This window comes from Sphingomonas aquatilis, from assembly GCF_014196115.1.
Lineage (GTDB): Bacteria > Pseudomonadota > Alphaproteobacteria > Sphingomonadales > Sphingomonadaceae > Sphingomonas > Sphingomonas aquatilis.
The window spans coordinates 394,215-407,195 of the sequence record NZ_JACIDB010000003.1 but is presented as its reverse complement, the minus strand read 5'-3'; the positions used below and the strand labels follow the sequence as shown (position 1 = coordinate 407,195).

General features: G+C 67.9%; 15 protein-coding genes and 1 tRNA gene. 9 read left to right on the top strand and 7 right to left on the bottom strand.

Annotated features, from left to right (window positions below):
- The first annotated feature begins 129 nt into the window (after positions 1-129).
- The 7 genes from GGR47_RS10550 to GGR47_RS10520 all read left to right on the top strand — a co-directional run bounded on the left by GGR47_RS10550 (position 130) and on the right by GGR47_RS10520 (position 3,509).
- Positions 130-756 (top strand): hypothetical protein, encoded by a 627-nt coding sequence (locus GGR47_RS10550; RefSeq protein ID WP_244304991.1) that lies wholly within the window; start codon positions 130-132, stop codon positions 754-756.
- 83 nt (positions 757-839) lie between these two features.
- A tRNA-Trp gene (locus tag GGR47_RS10545) sits at positions 840-915 on the top strand.
- Positions 916-1,050: 135 nt separating this feature from the next.
- Positions 1,051-1,194: a hypothetical protein gene (locus tag GGR47_RS10540; protein WP_167509723.1), complete on the top strand. Its 144-nt coding sequence runs from the start codon at positions 1,051-1,053 to the stop codon at positions 1,192-1,194.
- A 173-nt stretch (positions 1,195-1,367) separates the two neighbouring features.
- Positions 1,368-1,565: a preprotein translocase subunit SecE gene (secE, locus tag GGR47_RS10535; RefSeq protein ID WP_017979500.1), complete on the top strand. Its 198-nt coding sequence runs from the start codon at positions 1,368-1,370 to the stop codon at positions 1,563-1,565.
- An 11-nt stretch (positions 1,566-1,576) separates the two neighbouring features.
- Positions 1,577-2,113 (top strand): transcription termination/antitermination protein NusG, encoded by a 537-nt coding sequence (gene nusG / locus GGR47_RS10530; RefSeq protein WP_017979501.1) that lies wholly within the window; start codon positions 1,577-1,579, stop codon positions 2,111-2,113.
- Positions 2,114-2,298: 185 nt separating this feature from the next.
- A complete protein-coding gene (locus GGR47_RS10525; RefSeq protein ID WP_244304990.1) occupies positions 2,299-2,772 on the top strand; it encodes a hypothetical protein in 474 nt (157 codons plus the stop codon).
- The gene (locus GGR47_RS10520; RefSeq protein ID WP_147035643.1) at positions 2,769-3,509 is read left to right on the top strand and encodes a TorF family putative porin; all 741 of its coding nucleotides are present in this window, start codon (positions 2,769-2,771) and stop codon (positions 3,507-3,509) included. Before GGR47_RS10525 ends, GGR47_RS10520 begins: the two co-directional genes overlap by 4 nt.
- Here GGR47_RS10520 and GGR47_RS10515 read toward each other — a convergent pair.
- From GGR47_RS10515 to GGR47_RS10485, 7 genes are all read right to left on the bottom strand, one after another.
- Positions 3,407-5,422 carry an ATP-binding protein gene (locus GGR47_RS10515; RefSeq protein WP_147035642.1) on the bottom strand — a complete coding sequence of 672 codons (2,016 nt, stop codon included), beginning with the start codon at positions 5,420-5,422 and terminating at the stop codon, positions 3,407-3,409. The two genes, GGR47_RS10520 and GGR47_RS10515, sit on opposite strands and share 103 nt — an antisense overlap.
- Positions 5,419-7,323 (bottom strand): EAL domain-containing protein, encoded by a 1,905-nt coding sequence (locus GGR47_RS10510; protein ID WP_147035647.1) that lies wholly within the window; start codon positions 7,321-7,323, stop codon positions 5,419-5,421. Before GGR47_RS10510 ends, GGR47_RS10515 begins: the two co-directional genes overlap by 4 nt.
- A gap of 48 nt (positions 7,324-7,371) precedes the next feature.
- Positions 7,372-8,304 (bottom strand): ROK family protein, encoded by a 933-nt coding sequence (locus GGR47_RS10505; protein ID WP_017979506.1) that lies wholly within the window; start codon positions 8,302-8,304, stop codon positions 7,372-7,374.
- 218 nt (positions 8,305-8,522) lie between these two features.
- Positions 8,523-9,533, bottom strand: coding sequence for a TniQ family protein (locus tag GGR47_RS10500; protein WP_147035641.1), 1,011 nt, complete (start codon positions 9,531-9,533; stop codon positions 8,523-8,525).
- 92 nt (positions 9,534-9,625) lie between these two features.
- Positions 9,626-10,135, bottom strand: coding sequence for an RES family NAD+ phosphorylase (locus GGR47_RS10495; protein ID WP_147035640.1), 510 nt, complete (start codon positions 10,133-10,135; stop codon positions 9,626-9,628).
- Complete coding sequence (parS, locus tag GGR47_RS10490; protein ID WP_147035639.1) at positions 10,132-10,608, bottom strand: type II RES/Xre toxin-antitoxin system antitoxin; 477 nt, start codon at positions 10,606-10,608, stop codon at positions 10,132-10,134. Before parS ends, GGR47_RS10495 begins: the two co-directional genes overlap by 4 nt.
- Positions 10,609-10,680: 72 nt before the next feature.
- Entirely contained in the window at positions 10,681-10,989 is a 309-nt protein-coding gene (locus tag GGR47_RS10485) for a DUF6471 domain-containing protein (protein WP_147035638.1), read from the bottom strand.
- A 258-nt stretch (positions 10,990-11,247) separates the two neighbouring features.
- Here GGR47_RS10485 and GGR47_RS10480 point away from each other — a divergent pair, with 258 nt between their 5' ends.
- Together GGR47_RS10480 and GGR47_RS10475 are read left to right on the top strand one after the other, a co-directional pair.
- Complete coding sequence (locus GGR47_RS10480; RefSeq protein WP_147035637.1) at positions 11,248-11,667, top strand: hypothetical protein; 420 nt, start codon at positions 11,248-11,250, stop codon at positions 11,665-11,667.
- 528 nt (positions 11,668-12,195) lie between these two features.
- Positions 12,196-12,981 (top strand): TnsA endonuclease N-terminal domain-containing protein, encoded by a 786-nt coding sequence (locus GGR47_RS10475; protein ID WP_167509722.1) that lies wholly within the window; start codon positions 12,196-12,198, stop codon positions 12,979-12,981.

The following is a 12,981-nucleotide window of genomic DNA, read 5'->3' as shown; positions in this document are numbered from 1 at the left end:
CCGATGGAACGGGCGGGCCTATACGCAGAGTCGGGCCGGCGGTCAATCCGGGGCGCTCCGGGCACGCTGCCGCACGGCTATGACGACGCCTTAACCACGCAGCAACCGGTCCGGGTGCAGAACGCGCCCATGCCGCCGTTCCGATCTGCCCCTCCCCCCATGCCGGTCGCGGCGCTTGCGAGCGCGGCGGTATTGGCGGGCCTGCTGCCCGATACCGGCTGGAGCGACGCCTTGGCATTGCTGGCCATCACCGCCGCGCTGTTCGCCGCGCACGAACGCCGCCATCGCGACATGCTGATCGCCGCGGCGCTGAGCGTCGCGTTGTCCCCGGCGGGACTGCTACTGGCGCCGCTATGCCTGGGCCTCGCCATCGGCCGCGGCGCGATCCGACACCTGCCCGTGGCTGCCATCATCGGGCTGCTGGTCGCCACCCGCTTGCCGTGGACGACGCCGGCCGCCCAGCTGCCGAATCTGGCGCTGCTTCCCGCAGCATGGCCGGCAAGCCTCGCTTTGGTCGCCGCGATCGGCGTCGGCACGAGTGCGTGGCTGGCGGCACGCGGCACGATCACCCGTCCAGCCGCCTTGTTCGCCGAAGCCCGCTTAGGGATCGTCGTGCTGGCCATGCTCTTGCCTCTGCCGCCGGGCGTCCTCGGCTTCGTCGTGATGATCCTTGCCCTCCCGCTGCCGACCCCCGTCCGGTGCCAAGCGGCGAACGACAATGTCGTCGTGCGCCGCCCGATCCGCCTCGCCGCCTGACGCATTCGGCCCGCGCGGCGTCTTTCGTCACACGAGCCGCTTGCGGTTTCGCCCGGACAGCGCTAGAGGCCGCCCCCGGCTGCAGGAGTGTAGCTCAGTTGGTAGAGCATCGGTCTCCAAAACCGAGGGCCCACGGTTCGAGTCCGTGCACTCCTGCCAGTTCGCCACATGACGGCGAACACGCGCATCGCGACGAACACTTCGAAAAATAAGACTGACAGATGAATGATCTGTCATAATCCTTGACGAAGGTTGTTTACGCCGCCGTCGGGCATCCCTACACGCGCCCGCATCATGGATGAAGCGACCCGCCACACCCTCGTCATTGCGATCATCGCGGTTCTGCTTCTGATCGGCACGCCAGTGCTCATCCTGAAGTTGCGCAAGCGCAAGCGGGACAAGCTGCGGCGGCGCGGGATCAAACGCTACGGCCATTGATCGCGCGAGGCAGGCGGGGCGCCCTTGCGTTCGGCGCCCCGTACGGCTATTTGCGCAGGCCATCCGACAGCTGAGGACGGGCAGCGCCGGTTTCCCATCACGGGAAAGCGGCGGAAGGCTCATGCCCCGGCGGTACGGATTTTCGTGATTCCAGCGGGTTTCTGAGAAAAACAGTGGCAAAGACGACCCCCATCGAATTCATCCGCCAGGTCCAGGCCGAAACCAAGAAGGTGGTCTGGCCGACCCGGCGCGAGACGATCATGACGGGCGTCATGGTGGTCATCATGACGACCATCCTCGCGCTGTTCTTCCTGGGCGTCGATACGTTCTTCAACGCGGTCGTCCAGGCGCTGCTCAAGCTCGCGAAGTAAAGGTTCAGGCAATGGCGCGCTGGTACATCATTCACGCCTATTCGGGCTTCGAGGGTAAGGTTCGCGACGCGATCATGGCAGAGGCGACGCGCCTCGGCCTTGAGCAGCTGGTCGAGCAGATCGAAGTGCCGACCGAGACGGTGACGGAAGCCCGTCGCGGCAAGAAGATCGCGGTCGAGCGCAAGTTCATGCCGGGCTATGTGCTCGCCAAGCTGAACATGAACGACGACGTCTACCACCTCGTCAAGAACACGCCCAAGGTCACCGGCTTCCTCGGCAGCATGGGCAAGCCGCAGGCGATCAGCGAGGCGGAAGCCGCGCGCATGCTCAATAGCAAGGAAGAAGCGGCCGCCGCGCCCAAGACCAAGATCAAGGTCGATTACGAGATCGGCGATGCGGTCAAGGTGCTCGAGGGTCCGTTCGCGAGCTTCAACGGCGTCGTCGAGGAACTCGATTTCGACAAGGCGAAGGTCAAGGTGTCGGTGTCGATCTTCGGCCGCGCGACCCCGGTCGAGCTGGACTTCGAACAGGTCGAACGCAGCAAGTAAGACCTGCCGGCGCCTGGCGCTGGCAATCTTGCAGAAACACACGGGAAAACCGGGGCTTAGGCTCCGGTTTTTTTGTGTTTCCGGCTGACCGGCCAGGACCCCGTGGTGGCAACCCGGCACGCGCTCGGCCATTGTGCCTGCATCACGGTCACCGGCCACAAGGTCGGGACCGCCGCAGGAGACCCATGATGCCCCCTCATCTTCCCGTGCTGGCCCTGACGCTTGGTCTGGCCGCACCTGCCATGGCGCGTGATGTCGCGCCGGCGGTTACGATCGACCACAGCGCACAGCTCGATCATCACAGCGGGCCCGTCACCGCCCGGTATCGCGGCGCGTTGGTGGTCGACCATCGCCAGATCGGCGCCGTCGCACCCGCCGGCCGCGCCTCCAGCTTGCGCTGCCACTGGACCGCTCAGCTCGCGGTCGAGCGCCATGCCACCACCGCGACCGGCGCCACCACGCAGCGCAGCTTTGTGAGCGATCGGTCGCTATCCGGCCATCGTCCCGGCTGGTGCGCCGCCCAGCGTGACGCCATCGCGCGTGACGTCGCCGCGCAGTCCATCGCTCTGGACCGCCACATCCAGGCGGTCGCCCGCGAGGATCATGACGTATTGCGTGCCGAGCTCGACCGTCTGCACGGCAGCGTTGCCGCCGGATGATCGACATCCTTGCGAAAGCCGCCCTCGCTGCCGGCGCACTGCTGGCGACCACGCCCGCCATGGCGCAACTCGCGACCAGCGCAGGAGTCGAGGCGACGACGGACGAGAATCGCCGCGGCATCAGCTGGAGCGAGGGCCGCGCCTCGATCGCGGGGGATGCCACGGTGAGCGGCTACGACCTCGATCTCACCGCGCGCGTCGCGGCGCTGCGCGGATCGGACCGGCACGGGGGCGCGGACGCGGTCGCCGACCTGACGCTCGGCAGCGGATGGGACGTCGGGGCGGTGCGGCTGCGCCCACAGGCCACCGCGCACGTGTTCGGCGGCGCGCGTGGGAACATGGACTATGCCGAACTCGGCGGATCGGCGAGCTACACCTATGGCCCCGCCGATCTGACCGCGGGGGCGATCTGGGCACCCGAGCAGCGTGCGATCGGGGGCAGCAACCTGTACCTCTACGCCAATGCGAGTGCAGGCCTGCCCGGCACGCCGCTGACCGCGATCGCCGGCCTCGGCCATTCGTCGGGGACGGTCACCGATCCGCTGCGCGCGCAGCGGTTGCGCCCCGGCGGCGACTATACCGATTGGCGGCTCGGCGTCGAATATCGCCGCGATCGCCTGACGCTGGGCGTCGACTATGTCGGGACGGACGTCACGCGCGCCGATGCGTTCGGGCCGTTCGCCGATGCGGGCCATGCCGGCGACAGGCTGCTCGGCCGGGTCCGCTTCGACTTCTGATCCCGCTGGTTAGCACGGGACGCGATCACGCCGCCTGCGCGATCTCGTCCCGTTCCGCCGCGCAGTGTCAGCACCGCCGTCGCGCCCAGGCCCTTGCCGTCGCTCTCGAGGCGCAGGCTGCCCTCCATCGCGGTCATCGAATTGGCGCACCAGTGCAGGCCGAGCCCGCCCGATTTGTGCGCGCGCGTCGAAAAACCGCGCTGGAACAAGGTCGCGCCCGTCGCCGCGTCGAAGCCCTCGCCATCGTCGCGAATGCGTACGACGACCTGATCGCCCTCCTCGTCGATCGTCACCCCGATCGAGCCGCTCTGCCGCCCGGTCGCCGCGATCGACTCCGCGGCATTGCCCAGCAGGTTGCCGATCACCTGGCTCAGGATCACGCGGTTCGCCAAGGCCAGATGCGCCTCCGCCGGAAAGCTGAACGCGATCGATGCGCTGTCGGAATAGCGCGCGATGGCCGCGTTGCGCGCGACGATCTCGCTGAGGTCGCAGCGTTCCAGGCTGGGGCGCTCGTGCGCCTGCTTCTGCTGCTGGCCGATGATCTCCAGCACATGCGCCATCGCCTCGCGCCCCACCTCCAGCTCGCGGCGCATCGCCTCGCGGCTCGCCATCTTGGCGGCGAAGGCGGCCTGGACGAAGGCGGCGAGCTTGGCGCGGCGCTCGGCCGGCAGATCGTCGCGCGCAAGTTCGGTGATCGCCCGTTCCAGCGTCGCGCGATCGATCGGCGGCGCCTGCGCGATGCCCTGACTCAGGATCGTGCTGATCGGATTGAGCGCGTTACGCACATTATGCATCACCGCGACTGCGCTCTCGCTGCGGCCGAGCGCAAAGCTCTGCACCTCGATCTGCTCGCGCAGGTCCTTCAGCTGCGACAGCATCGCGTTGAGGCTGCGGCCCAGCGAACCGAATTCGTCGCGCCGCCCGTCGTCCTGGAACAGCGCCATCGATCCCGACGCGCGCACCCGCTGCATATGCCGCTCCACGCGCAGCAGCGGCGCCAGCACCAGCCGCGCGATGACGCGGCGCAGGACGAGCAGCACGATCAGCAGCAGCAGCGTCGACCCGGCGATGGCGAGCAGCAGCATCCGCCGTCCCAGCAGCGACACGTCGCGCACGACATGGAATCGTGCCGCGGCAACGGCGTGGCCATCGACACCCGCGATCGGCACGGCAATCGCCATCGTGCGCTTGCCCGGCGTGACCATCGGCGCATCACCCAGCCCGGACCGGTCGATGCGCGCGTCGAGGCGGATCAGGTCGGACAGCTGACGCGACGTCACCTGCCGCGCCATCAGCACATAGCCGCGCGGGCTTCCCGTCCCATCGGAACGCCGCACCTGCGCCACGCCGATCGCCGCGACCACCGGCCCCAGCCGCGCATAGAAATGCCCGGAATTGTTACGTCCGATCACCCTGGCAAGATCGGCATGCGTCGCCAGCTGCACCAGCGCCGTGCGCAGCCGCGCCCGTTCGCGTCCGCTGGCGGGGTCGAGCCAGCGTGCAATACGCAGCGTCCCCTGCGGCGTCACATAGGCCATGCCCTGCACGCCGAGATTGGTCATCGCCAGCGGCGAAAAGCTGTCGCGTTCGAACGTTGCCGCCGCGGGCGACCCCGGCGGCGTCGCCATATAATCGTAGCTCTGCGTCCAGTCGCCATAGTCGCGCACGGCGTTTTCGACCTTGGCGGCATATTCGCCCAGCGCCGCCTGCGTCCGTTCGATATGGCCGGCAATCGCCTTGGCCTCCAGCGCGGAGAAGCTCGGCGTGATGACGCTGGCGAGCAGCAGCGTGATCCCCAGCGCGCCGGCGACGCCGACCGCGGTCAGGATCAGCACCAGCTTGGCACCGAGCGAGGCAGGACCGATCGGTCGCCGGCGCCCGAAGGGCCACCGGGTCCGTAGCGCGGGGATCATCCGTGCGTGCCCGTGGCGGCTCCGGCTTCGACCAGGTCCTGATTGAGGAACCGCTGCTCAGCCAGCGCCAGCGCCGCATCGGGCGCGACCGGCCGCGAGAAGAAATAGCCCTGCAAATGGCTCGCCCCCGCGAGTCGCAGCGCCTGCACCTGCGCCTCCGTCTCGACGCCCTCGGCGATCACCTCCAGCCCCAGCGCGCGGCCCAGATGGATGATCGAATGGACGATCGCCGCACTCTCGCGCTCGCGGCCCATGCCGTCGATGAAGCTGCGATCGATCTTCAGGCTGTCGAGCGCGAATTTCCGGATATTGTAGAGCGACGAATAGCCGGTGCCGAAATCGTCCAGAGCGATGCGGAATCCCATCTGGCGCAGCTTGTACAGCGTTTCGGCGGCGCGTTCGGCGTCGTCAAAGATCGCGGTCTCGGTGATCTCGATCTGCACGCGGTTCGGCGTCACGCCGGCGCGCTGCACCGCCTCCATGATGTGGCCGACGAAATTGTGGCGGCGGAACTGGCGGGGGCTGAAGTTGACCGAGACATATTGGCCGGGGAAGCGCGTCACCATGGCGAGCGCGGTATCGAGGATCCAGTCGCCCAGTTCGTGGATGACGTTCGATTCCTCGGCGATCGGGATGAAGGTCGCCGGGCTGATCGGCCCATATTCCTGCGTGTTCCAGCGGACCAGCGCCTCGAAGCCCGTCACCTCCAGCTGGTTGCGCGCGACGATCGGCTGATAGACGAGGCTCAGCTCGTCGCGCGCGATCGCCTGGCCCAGCCCATGTTCGATCCGGCGGCGGAAGCGGATGCCCTCGTCCATGCTCTCGTCGAACAGGCGGGTCACGCCGCGGCCGGCGCGCTTGGCATCGTTGAGCGCCAGGTCGGCGCGGCGCAGCGCGTCGATGGGATCGCACACCCCTGCCCCCTCGACCACGACGAGGCCGGCGGACGCGCCGCTCTGCACCGAATTGCCGAACACCTGATGCGTGCCGGCACAGGCCGCGACGATGCGGTCGCAGGCCATGACCGCCGCCTCGTCGCCCGGCGCATCGAACAGCACGCCGAATTCGTCGCCACCCAGACGCGCGACGATCGCCCCCTCGGGCGCCTGCGCATGGAGGATGCTGCACACTTCGCGGATCAGCGCGTCGCCGGCGAGGTGGCCCAGCGTGTCGTTGACGATCTTGAATCGGTCGAGATCGAACATCGCGGTCGCGAACAGGCCGGGCCGCTTGGCGCGATCACCCAGCGCGCGCAGGAAGGCGAGGCGATTGGGCGCATCGGTCAGCGAATCGTGCGTCGCCATGTGGATCGCGCGGCTTTCGTTCGCAGCGAGTTCGGCGCTCTGCTCCTCGAGCTGGACGATCTGGGCCGCGAGCTGCTCCCGCGCCGTAGCCAGTTCGCGATCGACCTGCCAGCGATGCGCCAGCGCGGTCGCGGTCTGCACGATCTCCGCGACTTCGAACGGCTTGGCGATGTAGAAGATCTTATCGGCCGGCCCTGCGACCTTGCTGATCTCGATCGGCGAAAAGTCGGAAAAGCCGGTGACGATGCACAGGTTGATCTCGGGATCGAGCGCGCGGATGCGACGCGCGGTCTCGCGGCCGTCGATGCCCGGCGGCATGCGCACGTCGATGAACGCGACCGCATAGGGCGTGCCCGCCGCCAGCGCCGCCTCCACCGCCGCGACCGCGTCGAGGCCCTGATGGCAATGCGTCAGGTCGAAGCTGTCGTCCGCCGCCGCATCCGCCGCCGGCGCGTCGTCGCCGAACAGCTCCGCCGCCATCGCGTCGAGCGCATTCTCCGCCGCACCGCGCTGCACCGCGAAGCAGCGGGCATAGCTGTCGTGCATGGCCGGCTCGTCATCGACGATCAGCAGGCGCTTCGAAACGGCGGCGGTCATCTGCAGCAACTTCCCTCTTATGGTTGACGAGGGAGTAAGCAGATGCGGTTAAGGCGTCGTAAACGCCCCCGCCGACGCGGCCGTGCCCATGCGTTCGGCCAGCGCCTGCTCACCGAGCACGATCGCGCCGAGCGGCCCGGCATTGCCCCCCAGCGCGGGCGGCACGATGAACGCGGGTTCGGCGATCTCGGGCAGCGCGATATAGCCGGCGAGGCTCTGCACCATCGCGTCGCGGACGCGCGGGAACAGATGGTCGTTCCCGACCATCACGCCGCCGCCCATCACGATCCGCCGCGGCACGCCGGTCAGCACCAGCGTATGGCACAACTGGCCCAGCACATGCGCGACGGGTTCCCACACCGGATGGTCCGCGGGAATGTCTTCTCCCTTGCAGCCGGCGCGCGCGCCGATCGCCGGCCCGGCGGCCAGGCCCTCCAGGCAGCTGCCGTGGAACGGGCAGATGCCCATCCAGTCGTCGCCCGGCATACGCTGCGGCCGGATATGGCCGAATTCGCTATGCGTCAGGCCGTCGACCGGCTTGCCGCCCGCGATCAGGCCAACGCCGATGCCGGTGCCGACGGTGACATAGGCGATATCGGGCAGCCCCTTCGCCGCGCCCCAGCGCGCCTCGGCCAGCGCCGCGCCGACCACATCGGTGTGGAAGCCGGTCGGCACCTGATAGCGCGCGGACAAACGGCCCGCGACGTCGGTGCCCGCCCAATGCGGCTTGGGGGTCGAGGTGACGTGGCCGTAATCGGCGGCATGCCGGTCGATCGAGATCGGGCCGAAGCTCGCGATGCCCAGCGCCTCGAACCCGCCCCAACCGTCCAGCACAGCCTCGACCGCCGCCAGCGCCTCGTCGGGCCGGGTCGTCGGGATCTGCACGCGGTCCTGAATATCGTCCGGTCCGCGCGCGAGGATGCAGACGATCTTCGTGCCCCCCAATTCGATGCCGGCAACCAACGGGGGCACACGATCCATTCTGTCATCCCATCCCATGAAAGCAGCGCAACTGTGAAGGTCGAACATAGTTTTCCATCCAACCTAGCCGTCCCCCTCGTAGGCTGGGGCCCAACGGCCTCGGCTGGCCATCGATCAGAGGTTATAGTTCTGCGTCCGGTCGGTCTACCGCCCCGGTCGGGAGGCGGTTTCGTTCGAACATTGTCCTAAAGATTGGAACATAGTCTCGGGATTTTGGTCTACGCGACGTCCTTGAGCAAAAGCAGCGGTCGGCCGGTTATCTCGTCGAGCGCGGCCCAGAACCGCGGGGCGACTGACTCGATGCGGCGAAGGACGAACGCGGCGATCAGCACGCGATCCGTGTGCCCGGGGTGCCGCTCGCTCATCAGCTCCACGAACCAGCCTCGACGTCTGTTCGCCGCGGAGGTCACGCCCGGCATCGCTGGCGATATGTCGGCGAGGGCCGTTCGGATTGCGGGCTCCATGATCGTCCAGTCGAGTCTCGCGCGGCCGCCATATCCGAGATCACGGAACATCTGGGCGTAGTCTGGCCCGCTGCGCCGCTCGAGCCCGGCTGGATACTCGCCTCGCAGCAGCATGGCGGCGTCGCGGGCGAGTTCCGCGAGTGCGGCGCGGTCCACGTTCGTACCCGACGGAATGACGCTGGGTTGGCCGGCATCGCAGACGGCCAGCGTGGGCGGATGCAGCCGAGTGTCGTGCGGCCCGGGCGACACGGCGCTCTCTAGGAGATCGCACTCATGCTTGGGGCAGACGGTGACGACCGCGAGTTGGTGGACGCGCTTCCAGTGCAGGTCCTGGCGGTCGCGAAGCATCTGCTCGACGCACGGGTAGCAGAACCTCAGGTTGCGGGGGCGCGGCAACGGCCGATCGGCGGAGCCCGCTGGGCGCCCCCGGCGACCACCATCGGCGAGCGCGGCGGCGATGGTGCGCTCCATAGCCTCGTGTGGCAGGAACGCACACTGATAGGGCAGCAGCGTATGTCGCTGCACTAGGTCTCGACCGCTCAACGTAAGGCTGGCGGGGAGTCTATCCGCCATTGACTGGAGGTTGGCCGGGAGGTGGGTGCCCGCATGACCGAACGCGCGACCGAACAAGTCCAGGTTCGTCGACTGGGCGTCGATGTTCCCCGCCAGGACGCCGTAACGCGCGACGATGCTGTAGAGCAGCTCGTCGTCATGGACGGCCGGAAACTTCGAGGCGCGCGATGGCTGCGAATCGGGGATCATCATGTGCGATGATCGGCCGTTCCCCTTTACCTCCTGCTAAAGCCTTGCCCCATCCTGGCGACGTTCGAGGGCGGCCTGGCTTAGCCTTCCGACATTCAGGGCTTCTTTGCGGGCGGGTTGAGGCGCGTATCGAGCGCGAAAGGGTGCTGCTCGATGAGGTGGTAGCGCCCCGCCGCGTTGGTCGCGACAAACAGCAGGTTCCAGCTGAAGGCCGAGACCACGCTCGGGATCAGCACGAAGGGGTGGGCGGCGAGTAGGTCGTCTCCGAACTTCTGCTGGCCGGCGCTCGGCACGCCGGGCTTGAGCCAGTTCGGGTTCGGCACGTCGGCCGGCTCGACGATGTGCACGCTCGCGGCGTCCACCCGGAAGCGGGTTATGATGTGCGGATCGGTGTCGAGGACGTTGAAGCCCTTGTGGACCGCAACCTCCAGGATCGTGGTGGCGGGGTCGATCGCGCAGTAGACCGCGCGCACGCCCGCGCTGTTCCAGCGGCCGCCGAACAGGAAGGCGCCCTCGCCGATGTCCCAGGTGGGTGCGTGCTTCGCGCGGTCCAGTCGCCAGCCGACCAGCTCGGTCCCGCCAAGCGCAGCCGGAAGGGGCGTCACGTGTAGACGCCGTAGTCAATGCGGCCGAGGTGCTTTTCGACGAGTTCGGCACCTGCAGGCGTCGAGAGCAGGTCGATGGGGCGCTTGCCGTCGAGCGCCATGGCGGGCTCCTCGAGGAAGCGCTCGGCCGCCTCCGGCGAGCCAAGCACGTCAACCGCCTTGGCCACGATCTCGGCTGCCTTGTAGAGCTTGCCGCTCTGCTCGCGGCTGAGCCGCTCGCGAGCGCCGGGCTTCTTGTGCCGCTGGAGGGTGCGCAGGCTGACACCCACGACCTTGTCGATGGTGTCCTCGCGCCCGATCGCGGGGAAGCGCTGGATGAAGACGACGAGCGACTTGCTGGGGAAGCCCTGCTGAATCGACTCGTGCGCCTCAAGCGGCGTCGAGAACGGATGCTCGAAGGTTGACCGGCCCCCGAGCAGGTCAACCACGCGGCCGACGCCGGGGTCCGCCGTCGCTGCTGCCGTCTGTGCCATGGTCACCTCACTCAATCGTTGGACGACATATGTCGCTATGGAGACGACACGTGTCAAGTCACTGAAGGCCGGTCAAGTCGGCCCTATGGTATTCCGCTCGGCCTCCTCGAGATCGATGGTCTTGACGCCGAGCGCCGCCATCACCTGGAGAAGGAAAGACGCGGTGAACCGCCCTCGCGCGAGCTTGTTGCGTAGGTTCAACACGTTCTCGTGCACGCCCATCCGCGCCAGTCGTTTCACCAAATCCTCGTGGCTTACGCCAGTTCGGATCAGTTCGTCGCGGATGATGCGCTTGGCCTGCAGGTCGAAGCCATGCCCTTTAAGGTCCTTGCGACCCCGCGCTCGGCGCTGGGGCACAGCGCCTTCAACCTGTATCTGCATGTGTTTTCCCCTCTTCTGGTCGGAGCTACGATGCTGTGGCCGTCGGGCTCGGGACTACGTTATGGACTACCTTCGCCCACCTTTAGCCCCGGCGGATGAGCGGCCCACCACCGCTCACATACTCGTTGCGCCGGATTACGATTTGCACGGTTGATCATCCAATCCGGAACATCTATGTAGTCCCGGCGTAGTCCGACTACGGATTTCGTGTAGTTTCACCGTTGACTCGGGGCCGGGTTACGGGAATCATGCCAAGTCATGGATAATGATGATTCGGAACCCGGCCCCGACGTCAGCGTGACGCTGAGGAGGAGCGACGTGCTGGCCAAGATCGCGACGCTGACGGATGAGCATGACGCGCTCGCAGCGCGCTTGGCCGATGTCGCGCGCGCTATCGAGGTCGAGAAAGCGCTGCTGCGCTACTTCCCGGGCGGTGAAGGCGAAGCAGCCGCGCGGACGCGCACTATCCGCGAGATGCTGAAGGAGGTGCTGGCTCAGGCCGGGGAGCCGATCGGCATCCGGCAGATGATCGACGCGATGAAGGCGAGCTTCGGCGCCACCGTTGCGCGCACCAGCGTCTCGCCCATCCTGCGCAAGATGCTCGGCCGCGGCGAGGTGGAGCACATCGGCGACAAGTGGACGCTCGCACGAGGCGAGGCGACCGGTCGCAAGGAATAGGGATACGGGGATCGTCCGCGCCAACGGACGACCCCCGCGAGCGGCGTGGTTCCAGGATCGCGCTTCAACCGTGCCTACCAGGGCGAACAGAGGAAGGAGGAACCCGAGATGACCTAGCACCCGGCGCGAAGGCGCCGGTCGCCAGTCCAGCCGCTACAACTAATCGCATGTGATGACCTGAGAGGTCAAGATCGCAGACGGCCGGCATCGCCGTGTCGACTGCGATGGCGCATGCGCGCGTCTGGCACCCGCCGGCCCCTCGCCCAGCCCGCTGTCCTGTCCGGGACGGCGTTCATGAATCTTGGCGGACGCCCGCGGCTCGCGTGCCGGGGCGAACGCCTCGTCGCGAGTGAACGATATGCAGAACACCCCGACTTCGGGTCACTCCCACGCCAAGGGCGTCGTGGAGCGCGCCTTCATCACCCTCAGCCTCTCGCCGTGCGGGTCGCCCGGCATGGACGGCGCGTCTTCGCGTCAGGTCCGCATGCGGTCGGACGTCTTCGTCCGCCGCCGCGGCGGGAGGTCGTGATGGCGCGCCGCATGACCGAGAAGCGCATCGCGCGCATGCACCGGGAGGGTCGCGGGCGCGGCCACGGCGCGGACTACAAGCCGTGGCTGACCATCACCGACTTCTCCTCCAGGGGCCGAGTCCATCGCCGGCTCAGCCAGACCTCGGGACGGGTGGTGCACCTGTTTTCCGATGTCGAGGAGGACGTGTTCCTCAAGTTCGACGGGCGCCCGGACGTGATCGACATCCGCGAGCAGTATCCGCTCTGCCGCGCGGAGACGATGGTGATCGCCGACCTGCTCGGCGTGCGCCACCCGGCCGACCGCGGCGTCGACGTGCCCGTCACGACCGACCTCGTGATCGACATGTTTGGTGGCCGGCAGGTCGCGATCGCGGTCAAGCCGGCCAGCGAGGTCGGCAAGCGCCGTGTCATGGAGAAGCTCGCCATCGAGCGGGAGTTCTGGCGCCGGCGCGGGGTCGAGTGGAAGCTGGTGCTCGACTACAGCGTCACCCGGGCCGAGCGCATCGGGGCGCAAGAGCGCGCGCAGTGGGCGAAGGTCGGGATGCTCCAGTCGCCCAATGCGATCGGCTGGGACGAGTGCGCGGACGTGATGCTCATCGAGCTGGCGGACCGCGCGAACGGCAGCCTGACCGACGCGTGCAAGGCGGCTGAGCGTCAGAACGACTGGGTGCCCGGAACCGGCATGTCGGCTGTGCGCCGGCTGCTCGCTCGGCGGCTCGTCCGGCTCGACGGCGTCGCGCGCCTGATGCCCTTCGGGCCGGTCACGCAGCTGCGGGTCGCCTGA

Excerpts from the sequence above, each read along its gene's own strand:
- GGR47_RS10550 (WP_244304991.1), top strand. The coding sequence starts at position 130 with ATGCCGCCGTTCCGATCTGCCCCTCCCCCCATGCCGGTCGCGGCGCTT.
- GGR47_RS10540 (WP_167509723.1), top strand. The coding sequence starts at position 1,051 with ATGGATGAAGCGACCCGCCACACCCTCGTCATTGCGATCATCGCGGTT.
- nusG (WP_017979501.1), top strand. The coding sequence starts at position 1,577 with ATGGCGCGCTGGTACATCATTCACGCCTATTCGGGCTTCGAGGGTAAG.
- GGR47_RS10525 (WP_244304990.1), top strand. The coding sequence starts at position 2,299 with ATGATGCCCCCTCATCTTCCCGTGCTGGCCCTGACGCTTGGTCTGGCC.
- GGR47_RS10520 (WP_147035643.1), top strand. The coding sequence starts at position 2,769 with ATGATCGACATCCTTGCGAAAGCCGCCCTCGCTGCCGGCGCACTGCTG.
- GGR47_RS10515 (WP_147035642.1), bottom strand. The coding sequence starts at position 5,422 with ATGATCCCCGCGCTACGGACCCGGTGGCCCTTCGGGCGCCGGCGACCG.
- GGR47_RS10510 (WP_147035647.1), bottom strand. The coding sequence starts at position 7,323 with ATGACCGCCGCCGTTTCGAAGCGCCTGCTGATCGTCGATGACGAGCCG.
- GGR47_RS10505 (WP_017979506.1), bottom strand. The coding sequence starts at position 8,304 with ATGGATCGTGTGCCCCCGTTGGTTGCCGGCATCGAATTGGGGGGCACG.
- GGR47_RS10500 (WP_147035641.1), bottom strand. The coding sequence starts at position 9,533 with ATGATGATCCCCGATTCGCAGCCATCGCGCGCCTCGAAGTTTCCGGCC.
- parS (WP_147035639.1), bottom strand. The coding sequence starts at position 10,608 with ATGGCACAGACGGCAGCAGCGACGGCGGACCCCGGCGTCGGCCGCGTG.
- GGR47_RS10485 (WP_147035638.1), bottom strand. The coding sequence starts at position 10,989 with ATGCAGATACAGGTTGAAGGCGCTGTGCCCCAGCGCCGAGCGCGGGGT.
- GGR47_RS10480 (WP_147035637.1), top strand. The coding sequence starts at position 11,248 with ATGGATAATGATGATTCGGAACCCGGCCCCGACGTCAGCGTGACGCTG.
- GGR47_RS10475 (WP_167509722.1), top strand. The coding sequence starts at position 12,196 with ATGGCGCGCCGCATGACCGAGAAGCGCATCGCGCGCATGCACCGGGAG.